Origin of the sequence: Achromobacter xylosoxidans (genome assembly GCF_001457475.1) — a bacterium.
Lineage (GTDB): Bacteria > Pseudomonadota > Gammaproteobacteria > Burkholderiales > Burkholderiaceae_B > Achromobacter > Achromobacter xylosoxidans.
This window is the reverse complement of the sequence record NZ_LN831029.1, coordinates 4,963,630-4,982,535: the sequence shown is the minus strand read 5'-3', so window position 1 is coordinate 4,982,535 and position 18,906 is coordinate 4,963,630. Positions and strand designations below refer to the sequence as shown.

15 protein-coding genes are annotated in these 18,906 nt (G+C 66.2%); 3 read left to right on the top strand and 12 right to left on the bottom strand.

Annotated elements, in window-relative coordinates; translation table 11 throughout:
• The first annotated feature begins 286 nt into the window (after positions 1-286).
• The gene (locus AT699_RS31190; protein WP_024069906.1) at positions 287-1,930 is read left to right on the top strand and encodes a methyl-accepting chemotaxis protein; all 1,644 of its coding nucleotides are present in this window, start codon (positions 287-289) and stop codon (positions 1,928-1,930) included.
• Here AT699_RS31190 and AT699_RS22345 read toward each other — a convergent pair.
• The 10 genes from AT699_RS22345 to AT699_RS22295 all read right to left on the bottom strand — a co-directional run bounded on the left by AT699_RS22345 (position 1,833) and on the right by AT699_RS22295 (position 14,478).
• On the bottom strand, positions 1,833-4,274 hold the full coding sequence (locus tag AT699_RS22345) for a fimbria/pilus outer membrane usher protein (RefSeq protein WP_058207457.1): 2,442 nt from the start codon (positions 4,272-4,274) through the stop codon (positions 1,833-1,835). The genes AT699_RS31190 and AT699_RS22345 overlap by 98 nt on opposite strands.
• A complete protein-coding gene (locus AT699_RS22340; RefSeq protein WP_024069905.1) occupies positions 4,271-4,984 on the bottom strand; it encodes a fimbria/pilus chaperone family protein in 714 nt (237 codons plus the stop codon). The genes AT699_RS22345 and AT699_RS22340 overlap by 4 nt, the downstream gene beginning before the upstream one ends.
• 69 nt (positions 4,985-5,053) lie before the next feature.
• Positions 5,054-5,689, bottom strand: a complete 636-nt coding sequence (locus tag AT699_RS22335; RefSeq protein WP_020928949.1) for a DUF1120 domain-containing protein — start codon at positions 5,687-5,689, stop codon at positions 5,054-5,056.
• Between the two features lie 38 nt (positions 5,690-5,727).
• Entirely contained in the window at positions 5,728-6,399 is a 672-nt protein-coding gene (locus tag AT699_RS22330; protein ID WP_020928948.1) for a DUF1120 domain-containing protein, read from the bottom strand.
• A gap of 54 nt (positions 6,400-6,453) precedes the next feature.
• Positions 6,454-7,206 (bottom strand): hypothetical protein, encoded by a 753-nt coding sequence (locus AT699_RS22325; RefSeq protein ID WP_024069904.1) that lies wholly within the window; start codon positions 7,204-7,206, stop codon positions 6,454-6,456.
• Positions 7,207-7,252: 46 nt separating this feature from the next.
• Entirely contained in the window at positions 7,253-7,990 is a 738-nt protein-coding gene (locus AT699_RS22320) for a DUF1120 domain-containing protein (RefSeq protein ID WP_024069903.1), read from the bottom strand.
• Positions 7,991-8,162: 172 nt separating this feature from the next.
• Positions 8,163-9,248, bottom strand: a complete 1,086-nt coding sequence (locus tag AT699_RS22310) for an ABC transporter substrate-binding protein (protein ID WP_024069902.1) — start codon at positions 9,246-9,248, stop codon at positions 8,163-8,165.
• Between the two features lie 55 nt (positions 9,249-9,303).
• The gene (locus AT699_RS22305) at positions 9,304-9,948 is read right to left on the bottom strand and encodes a response regulator (RefSeq protein WP_024069901.1); all 645 of its coding nucleotides are present in this window, start codon (positions 9,946-9,948) and stop codon (positions 9,304-9,306) included.
• A gap of 64 nt (positions 9,949-10,012) precedes the next feature.
• Complete coding sequence (locus tag AT699_RS22300) at positions 10,013-13,222, bottom strand: hybrid sensor histidine kinase/response regulator (protein ID WP_158646892.1); 3,210 nt, start codon at positions 13,220-13,222, stop codon at positions 10,013-10,015.
• A 65-nt stretch (positions 13,223-13,287) separates the two neighbouring features.
• Positions 13,288-14,478, bottom strand: coding sequence for an EAL domain-containing response regulator (locus AT699_RS22295; RefSeq protein ID WP_024069899.1), 1,191 nt, complete (start codon positions 14,476-14,478; stop codon positions 13,288-13,290).
• A 246-nt stretch (positions 14,479-14,724) separates the two neighbouring features.
• On the opposite strand from AT699_RS22295, the gene AT699_RS22290 reads away from it, so the two are divergent.
• Together AT699_RS22290 and AT699_RS22285 are read left to right on the top strand one after the other, a co-directional pair.
• Positions 14,725-15,141: a hypothetical protein gene (locus AT699_RS22290; RefSeq protein ID WP_020928941.1), complete on the top strand. Its 417-nt coding sequence runs from the start codon at positions 14,725-14,727 to the stop codon at positions 15,139-15,141.
• Between the two features lies 1 nt (position 15,142).
• Positions 15,143-15,346 carry a hypothetical protein gene (locus tag AT699_RS22285; protein WP_026383239.1) on the top strand — a complete coding sequence of 68 codons (204 nt, stop codon included), beginning with the start codon at positions 15,143-15,145 and terminating at the stop codon, positions 15,344-15,346.
• Positions 15,347-15,511: 165 nt separating this feature from the next.
• Here AT699_RS22285 and AT699_RS22280 read toward each other — a convergent pair whose 3' ends face one another.
• Together AT699_RS22280 and AT699_RS22275 are read right to left on the bottom strand one after the other, a co-directional pair.
• Positions 15,512-16,258 carry a fimbria/pilus periplasmic chaperone gene (locus AT699_RS22280; protein WP_024069898.1) on the bottom strand — a complete coding sequence of 249 codons (747 nt, stop codon included), beginning with the start codon at positions 16,256-16,258 and terminating at the stop codon, positions 15,512-15,514.
• Between the two features lie 41 nt (positions 16,259-16,299).
• Entirely contained in the window at positions 16,300-18,789 is a 2,490-nt protein-coding gene (locus tag AT699_RS22275) for a fimbria/pilus outer membrane usher protein (RefSeq protein ID WP_058207455.1), read from the bottom strand.
• Between the last annotated feature and the right edge of the window lie 117 nt (positions 18,790-18,906).

Sequence of the window (18,906 nt, the reverse complement as noted above, 5' to 3'; positions counted from 1 at the left end):
CGCATTAACCCCGCATTAGCCGAGGCCACAAGGGCACCGCGCGAGCGTGTTCTCGGACTGCCGGACATCCACCCCTTCCGCCAGGAACCGCTGGCCTATTAGCGGGATTTATGCCGGGCTTAAGCCATTGCTTGAACCAGCGTCGTGAACAGTGAGCAAAACCCGCTATTCCTGGGGTTTTCCCTCATCTTCTCGTCGCCCTACCATGCCCGTCCGGATCAATCAGGCCCCGCGACAACAACAGGCGCCATCGCGCCATCCGGCCGGGGCCGCATAGGAAGCAAGCATGTTTCGGCTATTTACTGGATTGCGCATCCGCGCCCGGCTCTCGGGCGCATTCTTGATCGTGGCGATGATCGGCGGGGCCATTGGCGCCGTTGGCGTCTGGGGGCTGGCCAGCATCAACGACATGAACACGCGGCTTTACGAAGTCGAGCTGCGCGGCCTGTCCGACATGAAGGAAGCCAACATCCATTTCATCTATGCGGGCCGCGCCCGCAACAGCTACCTGGCCGCCTCCAGCGAACGCGAACGCCAGGCCGCGCGCGCGCAGTTCGACAACGCCGTGCGCAACATGGACAAGCTGCGTGACCGCGCGCAGGCCTACTACCAGACGGACGAGGGGCGCCAGATGCTGGACCGCTTCAAGGAAATGGAAGAGACGTGGAAACGCGACGCCGACGCCTTCTTCACCGCCGCCGCCGCGTTGCCGCCGGTGCAGAAAGACCCGCGCGCGGCCGAGATCGAACGACACGTGATCGCGTCGTCCGAGCAACTGGACCGCGTCATGAGCAAGCTGGCCCTGCAAAAAGAGGCCTCCACCGCGCGGTCGGTGCGCGAGGGCTCCGATCTGTACGAGCGCATGCGGGACGTCATGATCCTGCTGTCGGTGGCTGGGGTGGTGCTAGGCATCCTGCTGGGCGCCGTGATGACGCGCGGCATCGTGGGGCCGCTGGGCCAGGCCGTGAACGCGGCGCGCCGGGTGGCGGCCGGCGACCTGACCGGCGACATCCAGGTGGCCACGCGCGACGAGACCGGCGACCTGATGGCCGCGCTCAAGGCCATGAACGCCAGCCTGACCGGTATCGTGCGCGAAGTGCGCGGCGGCAGCGAGGGAATCGCCGCGGCCTCATCGCAGATCGCGCAAGGCAACGCCGACCTGTCCCAGCGCACGGAGGAACAGGCGGCGTCGCTGGAGGAAACCGCGGCCTCCATGGAGGAACTCACCGGCACGGTGCGCCAGAATGCCGGTAACGCCGGCCAGGCCGAGCAACTGGTCAGCCAGGCCTCGGCCGTGGCGGCGCGCGGCGGCGAAGTGGTCGATGGCGTGGTGCAGACCATGGGCGCGATTTCCGACAGCTCGCGCCGCATCGTGGATATCACCAACGTGATCGATGGCATCGCGTTCCAGACCAACATCCTGGCGCTCAACGCCGCGGTCGAGGCGGCCCGGGCCGGCGAGCAGGGCCGCGGCTTCGCCGTGGTGGCGGGAGAGGTCCGCACCCTGGCGCAGCGCTCGGCGCTGGCCGCCAAGGAAATCAATGCCCTGATCAACGAATCCGTCAGCCGCGTCGAGGATGGATCGCGCCAGGCCGACGAGGCCGGGCGCACCATGCGCGACGTGGTCCAGAGCGTGCGCCGCGCGGCAACGCTGGTGCGCGAAATCGCCAGCGCCTCGGCCGAGCAGTCGACCGGCATCGACCAGGTGAACGTGGCGATCGCGCAGATGGACGGCGTCACGCAGCAGAACGCCGCCCTGGTGGAACAGGCCGCCGCCGCGGCCGCCAGCATGCGCGAGCAGGCCGGTCACCTGGCGCAGCAGGTGCGGCGTTTCAAGGTGGATGCGGACGCGCCGCCGCCGCGGGCGCTGCCTTGCGGCATACCGCCGGCGCGTCCTGGTAGGGACGATCCGGATCCGGCTTGCCCGTAGGCTGGAATTCCAGAAAACACCGGCCGCCTTCCTTCAGCGCGACTTGCAGAGGCGCGGCATAAGCGTCATCCAGGAAGATCTGGCCCTGCCGGCCGACCAGCGTGACCAGGTTGCCGCGTCCGTCCATTACCGGCAGCCGTTCGGCCAACGGCTGCCGGTCGGCTTCGGACACCGCCGACAACAGATAGCGCTGGACCTGGCGCAAGTTGAAGTCAACCACCTGCACCGACCCGCGCGCCGGCTTCACCGACTGGATGCCGTTGGGCAGGTTGGCGTTGCGCGGCAGGCTGGCGGTGTTGATCTCGACCGAGCTTTCGCTGTAGGCGGGCAGGCCTGGGATCACGGCATGGCCCCAGGCATCCGTCCAGGCCGGACCCGCGGGCGTCTGGATTTGCACGCCGCCCAGGTCGCCGACCTTGGCGATGCCCAATGTGTCGCCCACGTCGTATGGCGAAAACGCCACCGCGCCGCCAGCCGCCACCACGGAACCCTGCACTCCCCAGTTCGTGGACAGGCTGCCCTGTGCATCGCGGTTGGCCGACAGGTTCAGGTGGGTATAACGCGGTAGCGCGTCAATGGCCACGGACGAGTTCACGGCATGACCCGGATTGGCCACGCTGGAACTCAGGTTGTAGCTGAATTGCGGGCTGACCGTGTCCGAATAGCTCGCGCCAAGGGCGCTGCTATCGCCCGCCTTGCTGACATACACGCCGGCGCTGGCGCTGCCCAGCGGGAAACTGAGGGTCAGGAAATACTGATTGTCCGAGCGCGCACGCGTGTCGGCGCTGAGGTCTTTCGCCGCCGACAGCGTCACCGAAGTGCGCCCGAAATTGCGGTTCCACGACACCGTGGCGCGCCGGCGGGTGGCATCCAGGCCGCTCAGGCGGCTTGCCGTATAGGTGGCCGACAGCGAGCCCAACGTGGCATTGAACCAGGAGGCTCCGGCGGTATAGGTCTGGCTCGCCCTGGCCCCGGCGCGCGGGTCATCCGTGCGTTGCAGTACTTGCGCCAGGTCGCGGTACCCCTGCGTCTGCCAGGTCGCCGAAAAATTGGTGGACAGCCTTTCCCATGGCGAGATCGACAGGGTCGACGTGATCTGCTGCCCCTGGAGCTTCTGCCCCTGCGCCATCGCGCTGGAGGCACGGATGCCGATCGAGCCATTGATGGCCTCGCCGGGCGAGGCGGTAAGCGTCGCGGCCAGCGCGCGGTACGACGGCGATGCCAGCACGCCCGCGTTGACGCTGGCGTGGCGCCCCAGGTTCCAGCCATTGCTGGCGGTGGCTACCAGCGGCGTCTGGCTGTCGCTGCCGCGATAAGCCTGGTAGCGGCCCACCGCGATCGACAGCCCCTGGGCCGTCGTGTTGCGCACCGCACCGAATGATGCCGCCGGGACGATGAACTGCTGCCGCTCGCCGCTGGTGGAAATCACCTGCACGTCGAGGTCGGAATTGCCGCTGATGATGGGTACATCGCTGATCGTGTAGGCGCCGGCAGGAACCTGCGTCATCAGGATCAGCGTTCCCATCTGGCGCACTTCCACCCGGCTCGGACCGCTGGCGATGCCGCTGAAGGCGACGCCCGACGCCTGCGTCTGCCGCAACGCATATTCGGGAAAAAGCTGCACGCCGCGCAGTGTGCCGACCGCGAACAGCGAGCCCGCGGGTGAGATCTGGCCTGCCTGGAAGGTGGCGCGCAGGCTCGGCACGGCGTGCTGGGCATACGTATCCCCCTGGGTGAAGGTCGATCGGCCTCCTTGCGAGTAATAGTCCTGGCGGCTGCGCAGGATCCAGTCGGCCACGTTCAGGCCCGTCTCACTGTATGCGCGCAAATACTGGTAGCCCGAATCCCCGGTGCCGCTGCGCGAGCCGCTCAGGTTGTAGTTGATCATCGCGGCGGTGCCGCCCGAAACATATTGACCCTGGATTGCCTCCTCGGCAGGGGCGCGGGCGGCCAGCGGCGTGACGATGTCGACCTGCGACTGGTTCGGCAGTTGGGTGATATCGGTTTCCGGATAGGCCTTGCGATAATCCTGGCAGCCTTCCTCCGACGTGCCGTCCGGCACCTTCAGGCCGATGTGCCGCAGAAGCTCGGGCGTGAAGCACAGCGTGCCTTCGTCGTTGAAGCGCACGTCCATGGTGCCCCGGTCGATGCCATTGACATTCAGGCGCACACGGGCCATACCCGGCAGGAAACGCGCCGCTTTGCTGAAGTAGGCCGCGGCTTCGGGCGAGATGCCCAGGCGCTTCAGGGTCTGGGGATCAAACTGCTGCGCGAACGCGGCGCCCGGGACGGTCATGCCGATGCAGGCCGCCACGCCCGCAGCCGCGTACGCCAGCGGGTTCATTTCGCGGGAGTCTGGCTGCAGCCATTGGACAGGGGGATGGCATAGCTGCCCGCGGCGTAGCCGTAGACGGTGGCGGGCCAGATCGTCACGGTACCGGCGGTGGCCGCCCGCTTGCCGGCCAGCGGCAGCTCGAAGCGCTCACCCGGCAACAGGTAGGTCTTGGGCAACGGCAGATTGACGTTGGCGCTGTCCAGCCGCGCCTGCTGGGCCAGGCGCACGACATAACCGCTGTCATTGCACAGGCGCAGCTTGTCGCCGTCCACGCTGCTGGACAGGCGCGTCCATGGGTCCTTCAGCTTTTCCAGCGCGCGGGGCTGGATGATCATGGGGATGTTCTGGCGAAAGGTGGTCTGCACCTGGTTGTCGGCGCCACGCGCGAACGGGATGCCTTCGAAGGCCACGCGCTTGAATCGTTGCGTGGCCAGCGGCCCCTTCTTGGTCAGCATGAAGCGCACCAGTTGTGACTGGCCGGCTTCCAGCCGTGCCATCGGGGGTGTGACGACCACCATCTCTTCGGGGTCCTCGGCGATGTTCTCGATGGTGGTGTAGAGCAGTACCGCCGCGGCGTCGGTGTTCTGCACGACCATGGTGCCCTCGCCGGTGGCTTCGTCGACGATGAGGACCGAGCTTTCGGGTACGACGCCGGCCGCACCGGCGGGGTTGGCCAGCAGGGCGAAGGCCAGGGGAATGCAAGTCAGGAAGGGTTTCATATCAGCAAGCAGAAGACGTATTGACGCCGGCCGGGCTCGGCCTGCGGGAAATGGCCATCCGGAGAAGGCCTACGGGAAAACGGCTGACAGGCTTATCGAGCCGTCGAGCTGGACCTCGCGGCCCAGGTACAACGTGGAGGTCGGCGCGATGGCCGTTTCGATTCGCACGCCTGCCGTCAGCGTGCGGCCGCTGGCCGGGCGGCGTTGCTCGCCGCGCGCCCAGGCGATCAGGTCGGCGGCGCCGATGACCGCATCTGATTCCAGCTCGCGCCAAGTGGCGCCGCCATCGGACGAGACGATCAGGCGCGCCGGCACGCCGTCGATGCTGGCGGCGTCGCGGCGCCAGCGCAGCGCGAACGCGCCCAGCGGTTTGCCGGATGCCAGGCCGATGCCGTGGCTCGTTTCGCCCGCCAGGCCCAGCCTGCCGCCGGCCGCCGTGCTGGCCGAGCCGTCGACGCCGGACTGGCGCAGTGCGAGCGTTGCCGGTTGTTCACAGATCACCGTGACGCTGCGTTGCTGCGCGGGCAGCGGCGCGGCTTCGGCGGCGCGCAACAGGCTGCGCTTGATCTTGCCGTAGTCCACTGTGGGGCCGCCACCCAATTGGATGCGGCAACTGTTGGCCTGCGGCGCGGGCGGCGCGGCAAGGCTCGCCGCGCTGAGCAGGGCGCCCAGCAGGGCGCAAAGGGAAGGCAGGTAAGGCTTCATGATCAGCCGGAGCTCCCGGCGCGAGGCGGCAGCGGCCGCTAGAGATAGACGAGCGTCATGACCGCGCCGCCGGTGAACGGCACCTCGGTCGCCACGCCCAGTTGTGCGCTGCGGTCCAGGGCCACCTGGATGCGTACGGTACCCACGAACTCACGGCCGAAGGCGGGTTCGCGCGGCCCCGGCATGCTCCAGGTTTCGAGGCTGCCGTCGTCATGGAAGAAGTTACCGACAGAGGGATTCCAGGACTTGCCGCCGTCGCCGCTGTAAATGGACTGCGTATCCTGCTGGTCCACCTTGAAGCCTGGCACCAACTGCAGCGCCCAGGAGCCGATGCTGCGTCCTGCGTCATTGCGCAGACCATATTGCCGGGCGGGCGACCAGCTCTTGCCACGCCCGCCGAAGAACACCATGTCTTCCTTGAACGCCACCAGGCCGGGATTGCTGTCACTGACGGTCAGCGCGACTTTGGTCAATGACTCGCAGGAAATCCGGAGCTCTCGGTCGATGACGGGCAACTGCGTGTAGGTATCCTTGTTCAGATCCTTCAGCTTCACCTTGCCGTAGTTGAAGGTGCCCTGGTCGGAAATCTGGAAGGTGCACGCCCCGGGCCTTATCGAACCCTGTACGGCGACGTTCAGGGGAGTGCTCTGTGCCAGGGCGACCAGAGGCAGGGCCGCGAAGGCGCAGGCCAGGAGATATCGGAGTTTCATCGTGTTTTGGCCATCGGCCAGCCGGCGCGGCGTGCGCGCCGGCTGGCACGTGGATCACAGGTAGCTGAGCGTGATGGTGGTCTCGCCGCGGAACGTCAAATCGTTGTTGATCGTCAGTTCGGACTTCGGCTGGATGGCGGCGCCGATCACGATGTCGCCGTTGAACAGGGATGCCGAGACCGGCACGGTGGGCGTGGCGGGATCTGCGAAGGTCACGAACGTCGTGCCGTCCGACTTCAGTTGCGCGGCATTCGCGGCGGTGTCCGCGGCACTGGCCCATGCGGCCCGGTCGCTGCTGGTCACGACCAGCGCTCTGGCCTGCTTGCCGTTGGCTGCGGCGGTGGTGTACTGGAAGTTGCGGAACTGGAACACGTAGCGTCCGATGCGCGTGGTCGAAGTCGCCGCGTCCACCAGGTCATAGATATAGCCCTTCTTGGCTTCAGCCTGGATGCCAGTGGCCTTGTGGTCGAGTGCGGTGTCCGAAGGCGTCGGTGCCTTGACCGTGCCGGCAACGGACAGGGCGACCGCGGCATCGCCGCCGTCGCACTTGATGGACAGCTGCTGAACGATAGGTGCCAAGGGGGTCTCGACCTTTTCCTTGAGCGAAGCGGGGTTGATCTTCTTCATGTCGAAGGAGATCGCGCCGGAGGTCGGGGTGCAGCTTCCCGGGGAGATGACGCCGCCGACGGCGACGTTCAGCGTCGACGGCGCGGGCGCCGCGGCCGGGGCGTTCTGCGCCGATGCCGTCGCGAAGCCGGCGCAGGCCAGCACCGCGAACAGGATCTTGCGGATTTGGAAGTGTTTCATTCTTGCTCTCGGTATATCGAAGCGTGCGTCACGCCCGACGCGTGGATCAGAGGTAGTTCAGCGTGATGGTCGCGCCGCCTTCGAACTTGAGGTCGCCAGTCAGCTTCAGGTCTTTCTTGGCCAGGATGAGCGGCGCCAGCATCAACTCGCCTTCGAAGGTGCTGGCCAGCACCGGCGTGGTATTGGCCTTGGGGTCGGCGAATGACACGTAATTGCTGCCGTCCTTCTTGAGCTGCGCGGTGTTCCAACCGTTCGGGCTGGAGGTGTTGTTGCTCCACGAGTTCTTGTCGTCGCTCTTGATGATCTCGGCCTTGGAAGCGACAGCGCCCGTGCCGCCGCCGGTGTACACGAAGTTGCGGAACTGCATGGCGTATACGCCGACGCGGCTGTTGCCGTCGGCCGGGTTGACCAGGTCATACAGCGAGTCTTCGTAAGTAGAGGTGCCGGCCGGGTGGTTGTCCATGCTGGCGCCGTAGGCCTTCGATGCCTTGGTATAGCCGGTCACGTTCAGCGCGATCGCGGTGTCCGCGGTGCAGGTGATCCTGATCTTGTTGGTGATGCCGCTCAGCATGGTGACCTTGTCGTTGTTCAGCGACTTCGGGTTGATGCTCTTCATGTCGAACGTCAGGTCGCCGGACGCCGGCGTGCAGCTGCCCGGGGTAATCGTGCCGGTGACATTAATCTTGAAGCTGGGCGCGGCGGCGGGGGCGTTCTGGGCCAGAGCGCTGGTGGAGGCGGCGCAGGCCAGGAGGGCGGCGAGGAGCTTGCTGGAGTGGTGTTTCATGGTTGTCTGAAAGCCAAAGTGATAGCGGAGCGGAGGTTCTGTGGTGTCGTTCCTGCCACGAAAAATCGGACGAAATCACCACGGAAACTAAGGTACCAATCCGCTGCCGCACCGCACCATCAGACAATTCCGGTAGTGCGAGCCGGAATACAGGGACGCTTCGGCCGCCTCGCTACGGCGCCGGCTTCATGATGCGCGTCAGCCACGCCGCGCGCATCGCCGCAAAGTGTTCAGCCGTCAGTCCCGCCCAGTCCACCGGGACCAGCCTGGCGGCGATGTCGGGTGAGAGCAACGGAATCCTGGCGCGCGCCGCTTCGCTGATCTTGGCCTTCTGGTTGGACGGCGCGTAGTACATCGCCTCGGAAAAGGCCTGTTGCGCCCGCGGGCCGAGCGAATAATTGATGAACGCCTGCGCTGCCTCGCCATTGGGGCGGTCCGCGACCCGGGCGATCAGGATGGGCACGGCGACAGTGCCCTCGCTGGGCACCGTTGTCGCATAGCCGTCCAGCGCGTCCATCTGGCTCTGGCTGCGCGAGTTCCAGCCAACCGCCAACAGGGCGCGCTTCTGGGATACCAGCCAGTACTGGTTGGGGCGCGGGTTCCAGGTCAGGATGTTGGCGGTGATTTTCTCCAGATAGTCGAAGCCGGGATCGAAGCTGCCCAGACCGTCGGCGGCCCCGGCCAGGCGATTGGCGAGAAAGGTCAGCGCAATCATGCTGCCGTTGACGTTCGGATTGGTGGCTACGGCCACCTTGCCCTGGTACTTCGGATCCCACATCTCGCGCCAGCTCCGGGGGGGATGGGCAAAGGCAGACTTGGCGTACACCAGCGTCATGGAGTCGTACATGGCCGGCAGCGCCCAGAATCCGAGCTCGCGGCCCATCTTGCCCAGGTCCGCGGCATTGGGAATGCGCTTGGGGTCCATCGGCTCGATCAGGCGCTCCGCCTGCGCCAGGCGCGCGTTGGGCGGGTCCAGGATCACGATGTCGATGCGCGGCGCGGCCCGCTGCGCCCGCAGCACCGCCAACGCATTGCGTGAATCGCGCACCGCGTAGTAGCCGACCTCGATGTCCGGATGTGCCGCTTCGAACGGCCGGATCACCGTCCGCAGGTATTTTTCGTCGAACGCGTCCACGCCATAGGCCATGACCGTGAGCTTGACCGGCGCGGCCGCGAGCGTCGCCTCGGGGCACAGCGACGCCGCCAGGCCGGTGATCGCCAGAACGATGAGCAGGCGGCGGGGAAAGCGGTGCGTCATGGTGAGGGCTCCATCATGATGCCGGCGCGCCCATCGCGGGACGCTGGCGCGGCCATTACTTGAAAAGATCGTGATTGACGCCGAACATGACCAGTTCGTGGTCCGTTTCCACGTCCAGCTTGCGCATCGCCGCGATCTTGTGGGTGCTGACCGTCTTGACGCTGCGATTCATGACGCGCGCGATGTCGCCCACCGAGGTGCCGGAAAGGAAATGCCGCAGCACCTCCAGTTCCTTGGGCGACAGCCGCGCGATCCGAGCCGCCGCATCGTGCGAGCCGCCTGGATGGTTGGCGGCCGGGGCCTGCGGCGCGCCGCGGTAGATCTGGTTGTTTTCCAGCGTGCCGAGCGCGGTCAGCATCTCGGCCAGGTCGCCGCTCTTGAACAGCACTCCGCTGACGCCTTCCTCGTACAGGCTGGCGACGATCACCGGCGAAGAGATCATGGTATGGATAAGGATCCGCACCCGAGGGAAGTTGCGGCGCAGGTATTGCACCAGCGCCAGGCCATCGCCGTAGCCATCCTCGGACGGCATGTTGTAGTCGGTGATGATGATGTCCGGCGCCAGCTCGCGCGCCTTGCGGATCAGTTCGGCGGCGTTGAGGGCCTCTCCGACGATGTGGTAACGGGCGACGCCTTCGAGGACGTTGCGCACGCCCAGGATCACGACTTGGTGATCGTCGGCCAGCAGGATTCGTGTCATGTTTCTCGTTCCTTGTTTGACGCTTCTAGCGAGGTGGCCTGGGTCTGTTTGGAAAAGTGCCGGGCTATAGCTCCTTGAACTGTTCGGCCAATTGCGAGAGCGTACTCTTGACGGCGTTTTCCAGGACCGAGGTCAATCCTTCTTCAGTGATCTTCTGTTCCAGCACGCCGCAGAACCGGGCGATTTCCTCGGCGTTCATCACCACCAGGGATCCCCGTATGCGGTGCAGGGTCGAGACGATCGCTGCCGCGTCGCGCGCCGCCAGCGCCGTCCGCATCGCGGCCATGTCCTCGCGCATGGTGGTGTTGAACGCCGCGCGCAGTTGGCTGTCGTAGAACTCCTTGGGGCGGTTTGGAGGAGGCGGGCCAGCGAACTTGGCGCTTATGATTCTCGCGCAGGCGGTACTTAGCGCGTCGTGCAGCGTTCGCAGGTCCACCGGCTTGACCACCCAGGCGTTCAACCCCGCGGCGAAGCCGGCATCGCGTTGCGTCTGCAGCGCGTCGGCCGTCAGGCCGATGATCGGCGCCTTGGTGTGGCGGGCGCGCAGCGTGCGCACCAGTTCGTAGCCGTTCATCAGCGGCATGTTCATGTCGGTGATGAGCACATCGAATTCATCGCCGTTCCAGCGCGCCAGGGTTTCCACGCCGTCGACGCAAAGGGTGACCTCGCAGCCCAGCTCCTCCAGCTGGCGCACGAGCAGGGTGCGATTGACCGGGTTGTCCTCGGCCACCAGCACGCGCAGGCCCAGCCGTCGCAGACCCGCGTCGGGGCGATACTCCGGCGCCAATGCCTCGCCCGCGTCCGGCGTGTCGGCCGATTCCTCGGTGGGAGCTGGCCGGCCGCGCTGCGCCAGCGCGACCGCTTCGACGATGCTTTGCCGCAGGTGGCTGGTCACGTGGATCTCGGACAGGCTCCATTGCGGCTTGTCTGGGCCATCGGGAATGCACGATACCCGCGGCCCGGTCCATTCGATCGGCGGCAGCCGTTCCGGCAGCAGTTCCACCAGGATGCCTTCGCGCTTGGCGGGCGCGCTGCCGCCATGGCTCGGACGCGCGGTGGCGCCGGCCAGGGTCAGCCACGCGCAGGTATCCTGCGCCAGGTCCGCAACCGGGGCCCGCACCCATACCGGCGGCGCCGGCGCTATTTCGCCGTTGCCCGCCAGGCGCGCCGAGTCGGCCGTGACGCGCAGCGGCAGCCGGAAGATGAACGTGCTGCCACGGCCAGGACTGCTGTCCAGCGTGATGTCGCCCTGCATCAACTGGCTCAGGCTGTGGCAGATATACAGCCCCAGTCCGGTTCCAGGAATGGAATGGCCCGGCCCATACGCCTGGTAGAAAGGCTGGAACAGCAGCGGCTGCTGGTCGGCGGATATCCCCAGGCCGGTGTCGGCGACGCGCCACTCCAGCACCGACAGGCCGTCGCCGCCGCCGACCACCGTCAGGTCTATCCGCACCCAGCCCGCCTCGGTGAACTTGATGGCGTTGCTGATCAGGTTGTTCAGCACCTGCTTGATACGCAAGGCATCGCCATGGGCATACACCGGCACATCGGTGGCGATGGTGGAGAAGAACTGCAGGCCCTTGGCGTCCGCGGTGGCGGCGTAAGATTGCAGCGCTTCTTCCGTGAGCGCAGCCGGATCGAACCGGTGGTCCTTGAGCGTCATCTGGCGCGACTCGATCTTGGACACATCGAGGATGTCGTTGATGACGTTGAGCAAGCCTGCCGACGAGGTCTGGATGGTGCGCAGATAGCCGCGCTGCAAATTGGTCAAGGGCGTCAGGCCCAATAGTTCAACCGTACCCAGCGTGCCGTAGAGCGGTGTGCGGATCTCGTGGCTCATGGTGGCCAGGAAAACCGTCTTGCCGGCGTTGGCGTCATCGGCGGCGCGCTTGGCTTGCGCCAGTGCGGCCTGCGCGCGCTTGTGGTCCGTGATGTCGCTGAAGGTGGCCAGTACGATCTCCTCGCCCTGGTAAGTCACGCGCGCCGCGCTGAAACTCAGGTGCCGGCCATTGATCTCGATGTCGCCGGGCACCGCGGCGCCGTCGGCGGAGAAGGTCAGCTGTTTGACGATCTCCACGTCTCCCAGCCATTCATCCGCCAGATGGTTCTTGGCCACGATCTGGTGGTCGGAGACGCGCAGCGCGCAGACGGCAACGCGGGCGGCCGCGATCACGGCGCGATTGAAGGATTCGCTTTCGACCACGCGTTCGTGGCTGGCTTGCGCGGGGCGCACGATCAGGTTGCGGTGCCGTCGGTACAGCGCCACGCTACCGCCCGAGCACAACAGCATAAGAGCGACGAACGATATAAATTGCCAGCGGGCGGTCTGGAAAAACTGGGCGTAAGGCACCAGATAGGTCGCGTGCCAGCCATCCTCGCACCAAGTGTGGATGTGCGCGCCATCCACCCTGAAGTCCACGTCGCTTTTCACCTCCTCCAATGCGCCGGGCTCGTGTGGAAGAACCGGCGAGTGGGATCCGGCCGACGCCGTGCTCAGATGCTGGAAGTACACCCGGCCGTAGGTCGGGTCGCCGGAATATACGTCCTGCATCTCGATGAACGTCGCCAACACCAGGTCGCGCTTGGGTGTGTCGGGCAGCCAGGCGGCGTCCGGCAGCGTGATGGGGCTGTACACCACATAGCCTATCCGGCCCGCGCCGCTACCGGGCAGGTTGACGCTGATCCACTTTTCCCCGCCCGGACTGGTGCGCGGGGTCTGCGTATAGATGAGCTCGCGCACGCGGTTCGCCGACAGCGGGCAACGCCACCAGCGATGCACGTCATCGGTCATTGAATCCTCGGAGCAGGGCACGGATATGCTGACCTGGCTGTTCAGGTCCAGCAGGAACGCCTGCATGCCGGGTTGCTGCCAGCTGCTGCGGTAGGTGCCGTAAAGGCTGGAAAGTCCCGCCGCCACTGTCTGCAGGCGGCGGCTGTAGTCGTTGCCGCCCGGCGTGTCGCTGCGGCCGACCTTGACGATGTATGGCATGGCCAGGCTTTCGTACTGGCCCTCGTAAGTGTTGGTCGTGGCGTCGCTGTCGATCAGTTCGAACGAGGCCGGGCCGCCTTGCGTCATTGCCAGGCCCTGGCGCACTGCATCGTTCCTGGTGGCGCGCGCAATCAGCGATTCCTGGCCATGCAGATTGAGGATCAGGTGCTGGAAGTGCGAGCGTGCTTCGTTGGTGGCATGGTTGATCAGGCTATTCACGACCCAGTAACACATCACCAGCATGATAATCGCAATGATCAGCGTCACGATGAACAGCAGCTGCATGCGCAGCGAAACCCGGGCAAGGTCGCCGATGGACGCGAGGTGCGTATGGCGGGGCCTGGCGCGCATCATCGCGAGACAGCGGAATTCCGTTTCAGGAATCCCAGCAGCAATTCCGGCGTCAAGGCGCGCGAAATCAGGAATCCCTGGGCCGTATCGCACTGCATCTTCTTGAGCAGCGCCAGTTGCTCCCAGGTTTCGACGCCCTCGGCGACCACGTTCAATGCCAGGCGCCGGCCGAGCGACACAATGCTCTCGACCGCGGCCTGGGCGCCGTCATCGGTGACGCTGCGGCTGATCAGGGAACGGTCGATCTTCAGCTCGGTGAAGGGGGTCGAAACCAGGTTGAACACCGAACTGTAGCCCTGGCCGGAGTCGTCCTGGGCCAGGCCAAATCCCTTCATCCGCAGGCGGCAGGCACCGGCGTAATAGTCGCTTATCGCATCCGTGGTCGTGCCCTCGGTCAGTTCAAAGCAGATGTCCTGCGGGTTGCCGCCCAGGCGCATGACGTGGTCGTACAGGCGGTCCGGCAGATCCGCATCCTGCAGCAGATGCGTTGGCAGGTTGACGGACACTTCCACCCGGAAGTCATGCCGTTGCCAGGCGTGCTGCGCCGCGATCGTCTGCGCGAGCATCGACAATAGCAGGTCGTCTTCGAGCTCGTCCAGTATCAGCGCGGGCAGGAACTGGCCTGGCAACAACACGGTGCCGTCGGGGCGCACCCAGCGCACCAGCGCTTCGGCGGCGGTGATGGCGCTGTCGGCGATGCGCATCTTGGGCTGGAACCACGCGCGGATCTCGCCCGAGGTCAGGGCATGTTGCAATGCGGCACGGTCGAACACCTGCCCCGACACCAGGGACTCGGCCTTGAGGCGGGACGCCGCTTTCAGCTTGGCCACCAGGGCGATGATAGCCTGCGGTTGCGCCGGCTTGGACAATTGGTCGATGACCCGCATGCCCAGTGTCTTGGCCACCAGGCTGGCGCCGGCGATCAGGCGCTTCGGCGACGAGCTGATCACCGCCAGCAGCGGCGGCGCTTCGTAGGTGGACAGGCGCTGGATCAATTGCACGCCATCCAGTTCGGGCATGAGCAGGTCGCTCAGCACCAGGTCGTAGTGCTGGTTTTCCAGCAGGCGCAGGGCGTGGCTGCCGTTCTCGGCGGTTTCCACGTGCGCAATGCCGGCCTGAAGGAACAGGTTCTTCAGGTACTCGCGTTGCAACAGCTGGTCGTCGACGATCAGGACGCGATAGGACAGCATGGCTTGATATCTCCAGAGGGGCGCCGCTGCCCGTCGGGGCGAAACGGGCCCCGCGGGAACGGCGTGCGCGCGTCGGCGGTCAGCAAGTCGGCTATTGGACCAGTCCGAGGGCGAGTTGGGTATCAGACATTTCCGAATCGCTGGCGAGTCGCGTTGGGACGAGAAGGTGGGTTTCGGAACCGTCTGATGGGCGCGCGCCGCGAGGTTTCCTAGAATGCGTGGCCCTGATCAACCGTTTTTCCCGCCGTGGCCCATTTCGCCTTTCTGCACAACTTGCATGTGCATGCCCAGTACATCGACCGCGCCACCCGGCTGGCCGCGAGCCTCAAGGAATCGGTCGCCGCAATCAACTTCTATACCGAAACGCAAGCCAGCCTGTACGCGCGCGCCGGCGCTCCGGGCCGGCATTACCTGCTGGTCGAGGGCCGCTCGCTGTGGTTACAACGCTTTTTCTCGGCGCCGCATTGCCCCCAGGTGGCAGGCGTGCTCGCGGTGGTGACCGACAGGCCCGGTTCGGCCGAGCGCGCCCGGCTCATGCTGGCCGGCGCGGACATCTGCTTGCCAGGCTCGACGCTTCCCGGCGAGGTCGTGGCGGCGTTATCGGCGCTGGCGCGGATGGAACGGCGACTGGCCGTGGCGGGCGCCAGCGGCAACGGCGGATAGCATGGTGGCACGGGTGTCGGCACGTCCGCGCACAGTGTTCCGCGCCGTCCGCAGATGTGCGCTTGGCGGCCTGGTGGCGCTGGCCGCCGTCATGGCATGGTGCCTGTCGCTATCGGAGTCGGCCTGTGTCAGGTACGGCGGCTGGATCGCCGGCGGGACCTTGCTCGGCATGCTGGGGCTGGGCCTGTGGGTCAGCCGCCGCTGAATGTCAGGCCGATAGACCGGTATTGCGTCGCCCGCGTCAGCCCCCGAGGACCGTATTGACCGGCTGCAAGTCCGAACCGGCGGCGCTCAATTCAGCGGTGCATTGTCAGTGCAGCGTCGCCGCGCCGCCGAAACAACGGCCTAGCGTGGCCGGGTTGCGCCCGCGCTACTGACGCAGGCGTTCCTGGAAAACGCACTGCCCCGCCGCGCAGCGATAGCGGTTCATGCGCAATCCGCCATAGTCGTCGACATTGCCCAGCACCAGCTCGCCGACGTCCGGCGGCAGCGTCGCCTTGACCTCCTGTTCCGAGAACGGCGCCAGCATTGGTGCGTTATCGAAACCTGGCAGCGGCTGCTTCACATCGCGTCCCAGCCAGATCACCGTGACGTAGTACGGCGTGGGGTTTTTCAGCGTCAGGCTGTTGCCGCGTGCCTGGATCTGCAGGGACCTTTCCGGATTGACCTCGTCGCTCTTGCCGAGCGCCGCCGGGCGCAGCAGCAGCTTCAGCCGGCTTTGCGTGGTCAGCTGCAGGATGTTGGCGTCGGTCTTGGGCGGTTCCGGGGGAATCTCGCGCACGTTGAAATAGAACAGGGTCTCGCGGTCCTGTGGCAGGCGTGCGGTGAAGGCGTCGTTGGCACGCATGATGCGCACCTGGGCCTTCTTGCCGCCATCGATCCGCTGCAGCGGCGGCAGCGCCACCAGGTCGCTGATTGTCTTGCCGTCGGCGTCCTCGATCCAGGCTTGCGCCAGGTACGGGGTGTCATGGCTTTCGTTGCTCAGGACGACCGACACCGATTTCTGGTTGCCGCCCATGATGATGCGGGTTCGGTCGACGTTGACCGCGGCCTGGGCGCAAAGCCCCCATGCCAGCGTGGCGCCCAGCAGCAGGCCTCTCAGATGTTTGCGTTTCACGTGTGCTCTTCCCAAAAAGATGTGGCGCCCTGCGGGGTCGTTCAGTGGCAGGGCAAGGACCGCGGCCCCTGGTCGATGGCCGCCGCGGCCGGCAGCGCCAGGCGGCATTCGCGGGCGCCGCCCCAGGTCACGGTCAGCGCCTCGCGGTCATCCGGTTCCACGTTCAGGTACACCAGTCCGCCGTCGGCCACCATGCCGGCGGTCTTGCCGCTGCGGGTCGACAGCACCAGCGCGCCAAGCGGTGGGTGGCCGCCGTCGGCCAGCTCTACGCGGCCCAGCACCTGTTCGCCATGGCGGGCACCGACACGGGTGTAGCCGATGGCGCCCTCGGTCAATACCTGGCTGATCATCGCGTCGGCCACGTCCACGCCGTCGGGCAGGGCATTGACGTCCACCGCCAGGTTGCTTTCGCGATAGCTCGATACGCCGTTCACGACGGCGATGCCGAAGCGGTTGGTGACCCCGTCGCCGTTCTCGATCTGCACGCCGGCGATGCCGTCGGTGTCGATCATCATGCGCGGTTCGTTGCCCGAGGAAGGCGGGCCGAAGGCCGCGCCCTCGGCGGTTGCCGTCAGCGAGCCGTACCAGTTCAGGCCGACGCTGCGGTACTGGCCCGGCTGCAAGGTGAAATCGCCCGCGGCGCGGCCGTAGGGGGTGCGGCTCTGGATATTGCCGCTCACGCTCTGGTGGCGGTCGGGTGCGTCGCGGTCGTCGCTGGCGCTCAGGTTCCAGGTGGTGTCGGGGTTGCTGAAGTCGGTGTAGCCGACGTTCTGCTGCATGCGGCCGTCGCCGCTGTTCTGGTAGCCATAGCTGAGCTGGCGGCTGTCGCCCAGCGGGATGCTGAGACTGGCGTAGACCTGGTTCTGCGTCGGTCCGTAGACGCTCTGGGTGCGCGCCAGCGACAGCGACAGGCTGACGTTGCGCAGCGGGCCGAAGCGGGCGTTCTTGTTGAACGACAGCATGTAGTGGTTGTTGGCCGCCGCGTCGTTCCAGTAGTTGAGCCGGCTCAGCGACAGGGAGACGCTCAGTTCCAGCGGCTGGATGTACTGGCTGTAGGAAACCGTATAGCTTTGCTTTTCGTCGCGGAAGTCGCCGCCGTGCAGGGCGGAGCGGACAATGAATTCCCGCATCGACAGGAAGTGGCGCCCCGAGAACCGGTAGCCCATGAAGGCCAGCGTGCTGCCCAGGTCATCGAAGCTCTTGGCGTAGTTGACCCGATAGCTGTAGCCCGTGCGTCGCGGCGCCGACGAATACGGCAGGCGCGCGTCCGAGCGCGTGACGTCGGCCGACAGCGCGCCCAGCGCGCCCATGTTCTGCCCGGCGCCCAGCGCCAGCGACTGGTAGTTGTCGTCGGTGACGATCAGGCCGCCGTACAGCGAGGTGTTGTTGAACGCGCCCCAGATGGCCTCGCCCGCCATGAAGCGTGGCTTGGCAACGTGGTTGCCACTGGGGCCGCCGAACAGCGGGCGTCCCAGCGACACCTGGTAGCGCAGGTTGCCCTTGCGCGTCATGAACGGCACGCTGGCCGTGCTGACCTGCCAGCTGCGCTTGGTGCCATCGCTTTCCCGCAGCGACACGTCCAGGTTGCCGCTGATGTACTGATTCAGTGCCGGCAGCACGAACGGCCCGGGCGATACCCGCGTCTGGTAGAGCAGGCGGCCGTTCTGGCTGACCGTCACCTCGGCATTGCTGGTGGCGATGCCGGTGATCTGCGGCGCATATCCCTGCAGCGACGGCGGCAGCATGCGTTCGTCGCTGGCCAGCGTCACGCCGGCGAAGCGGAAGGGGTCGAAGATCGCGGACGCCAGGTAGGTCTGGCCCAGCGTCAGTTTCGAGCGCCATTGCGGCAAGGCGCGGAACAGATAGGTCTGAGGCAGGCTGAAGCGCGCCTGGGATTGGCCGCCGCTGTCGTAGCGGTTGTACTGGTAGTCGCTGCGCAGGCGCCATGCGCCCAGGTTCAGGCCGCCGGTGCCGTACAGCGTGTAGCTCGCCGAGCCCGCGCCCTGCCGCGGCATGTAGCGGTTGGCCAGCACGTTGTAGTCCAGGATCACGCCGTTCACGCCGTTGCTCCAGCGGGCGGGGGGCACCCAGTCGGGGTCCTGGTATTGCAGCCAGGCCTGCGGCACGGTCAAGGTCAGGCTCTGGTGTTCGGCGCTGTAGACGACCCGGCTGTCGGGCGTGTCCAGGTCGATGCAGGGGCCGCCCTCGGCCGTGTGGACCTGGGCCAGCCGCGCGCGGAATTCGTCTTTCAGGCTCAGCATGTCGACCATTCCGGGGGTGACACAGAATACGGTGCCATCGCCGATCACCGGCACGGCCTTGACCAGTGTCTGGCCCTGGATCAGCCGCTGGTCCAGGTAGATGTCGAGCAGGTAGCTGCCGGGCGCGATGTAGCCGTCGCGGCTGAAGGTCGACAGGTCGATGTTGTTCTTGTCTTTGGTATTGAGAAAGCCCGTGCTGAATTCCGTCGCCTGTGCCGTGCACACAAAAGTACTGATCGCCACGAGGAATGCCAAACGGGCCAGGGTCATGATGTCTGTTGCCGAATCACCGGCCTGAAGGGTTGCCGGACTGCTTCGGCGTCGATGCGGCGGCGCTGGGCGGCCGCCTCGGTGAGGTAATGCTCGCGCGCCCGCCGAACCCTGGCG

Coding starts and splice junctions, on each gene's coding strand:
- AT699_RS31190 (WP_024069906.1), top strand. CDS start 287: ATGTTTCGGCTATTTACTGGATTGCGCATCCGCGCCCGGCTCTCGGGC.
- AT699_RS22345 (WP_058207457.1), bottom strand. CDS start 4,274: ATGAACCCGCTGGCGTACGCGGCTGCGGGCGTGGCGGCCTGCATCGGC.
- AT699_RS22340 (WP_024069905.1), bottom strand. CDS start 4,984: ATGAAACCCTTCCTGACTTGCATTCCCCTGGCCTTCGCCCTGCTGGCC.
- AT699_RS22335 (WP_020928949.1), bottom strand. CDS start 5,689: ATGAAGCCTTACCTGCCTTCCCTTTGCGCCCTGCTGGGCGCCCTGCTC.
- AT699_RS22330 (WP_020928948.1), bottom strand. CDS start 6,399: ATGAAACTCCGATATCTCCTGGCCTGCGCCTTCGCGGCCCTGCCTCTG.
- AT699_RS22325 (WP_024069904.1), bottom strand. CDS start 7,206: ATGAAACACTTCCAAATCCGCAAGATCCTGTTCGCGGTGCTGGCCTGC.
- AT699_RS22320 (WP_024069903.1), bottom strand. CDS start 7,990: ATGAAACACCACTCCAGCAAGCTCCTCGCCGCCCTCCTGGCCTGCGCC.
- AT699_RS22310 (WP_024069902.1), bottom strand. CDS start 9,248: ATGACGCACCGCTTTCCCCGCCGCCTGCTCATCGTTCTGGCGATCACC.
- AT699_RS22305 (WP_024069901.1), bottom strand. CDS start 9,948: ATGACACGAATCCTGCTGGCCGACGATCACCAAGTCGTGATCCTGGGC.
- AT699_RS22300 (WP_158646892.1), bottom strand. CDS start 13,222: ATGCAGCTGCTGTTCATCGTGACGCTGATCATTGCGATTATCATGCTG.
- AT699_RS22295 (WP_024069899.1), bottom strand. CDS start 14,478: ATGCTGTCCTATCGCGTCCTGATCGTCGACGACCAGCTGTTGCAACGC.
- AT699_RS22285 (WP_026383239.1), top strand. CDS start 15,143: ATGGTGGCACGGGTGTCGGCACGTCCGCGCACAGTGTTCCGCGCCGTC.
- AT699_RS22275 (WP_058207455.1), bottom strand. CDS start 18,789: ATGACCCTGGCCCGTTTGGCATTCCTCGTGGCGATCAGTACTTTTGTG.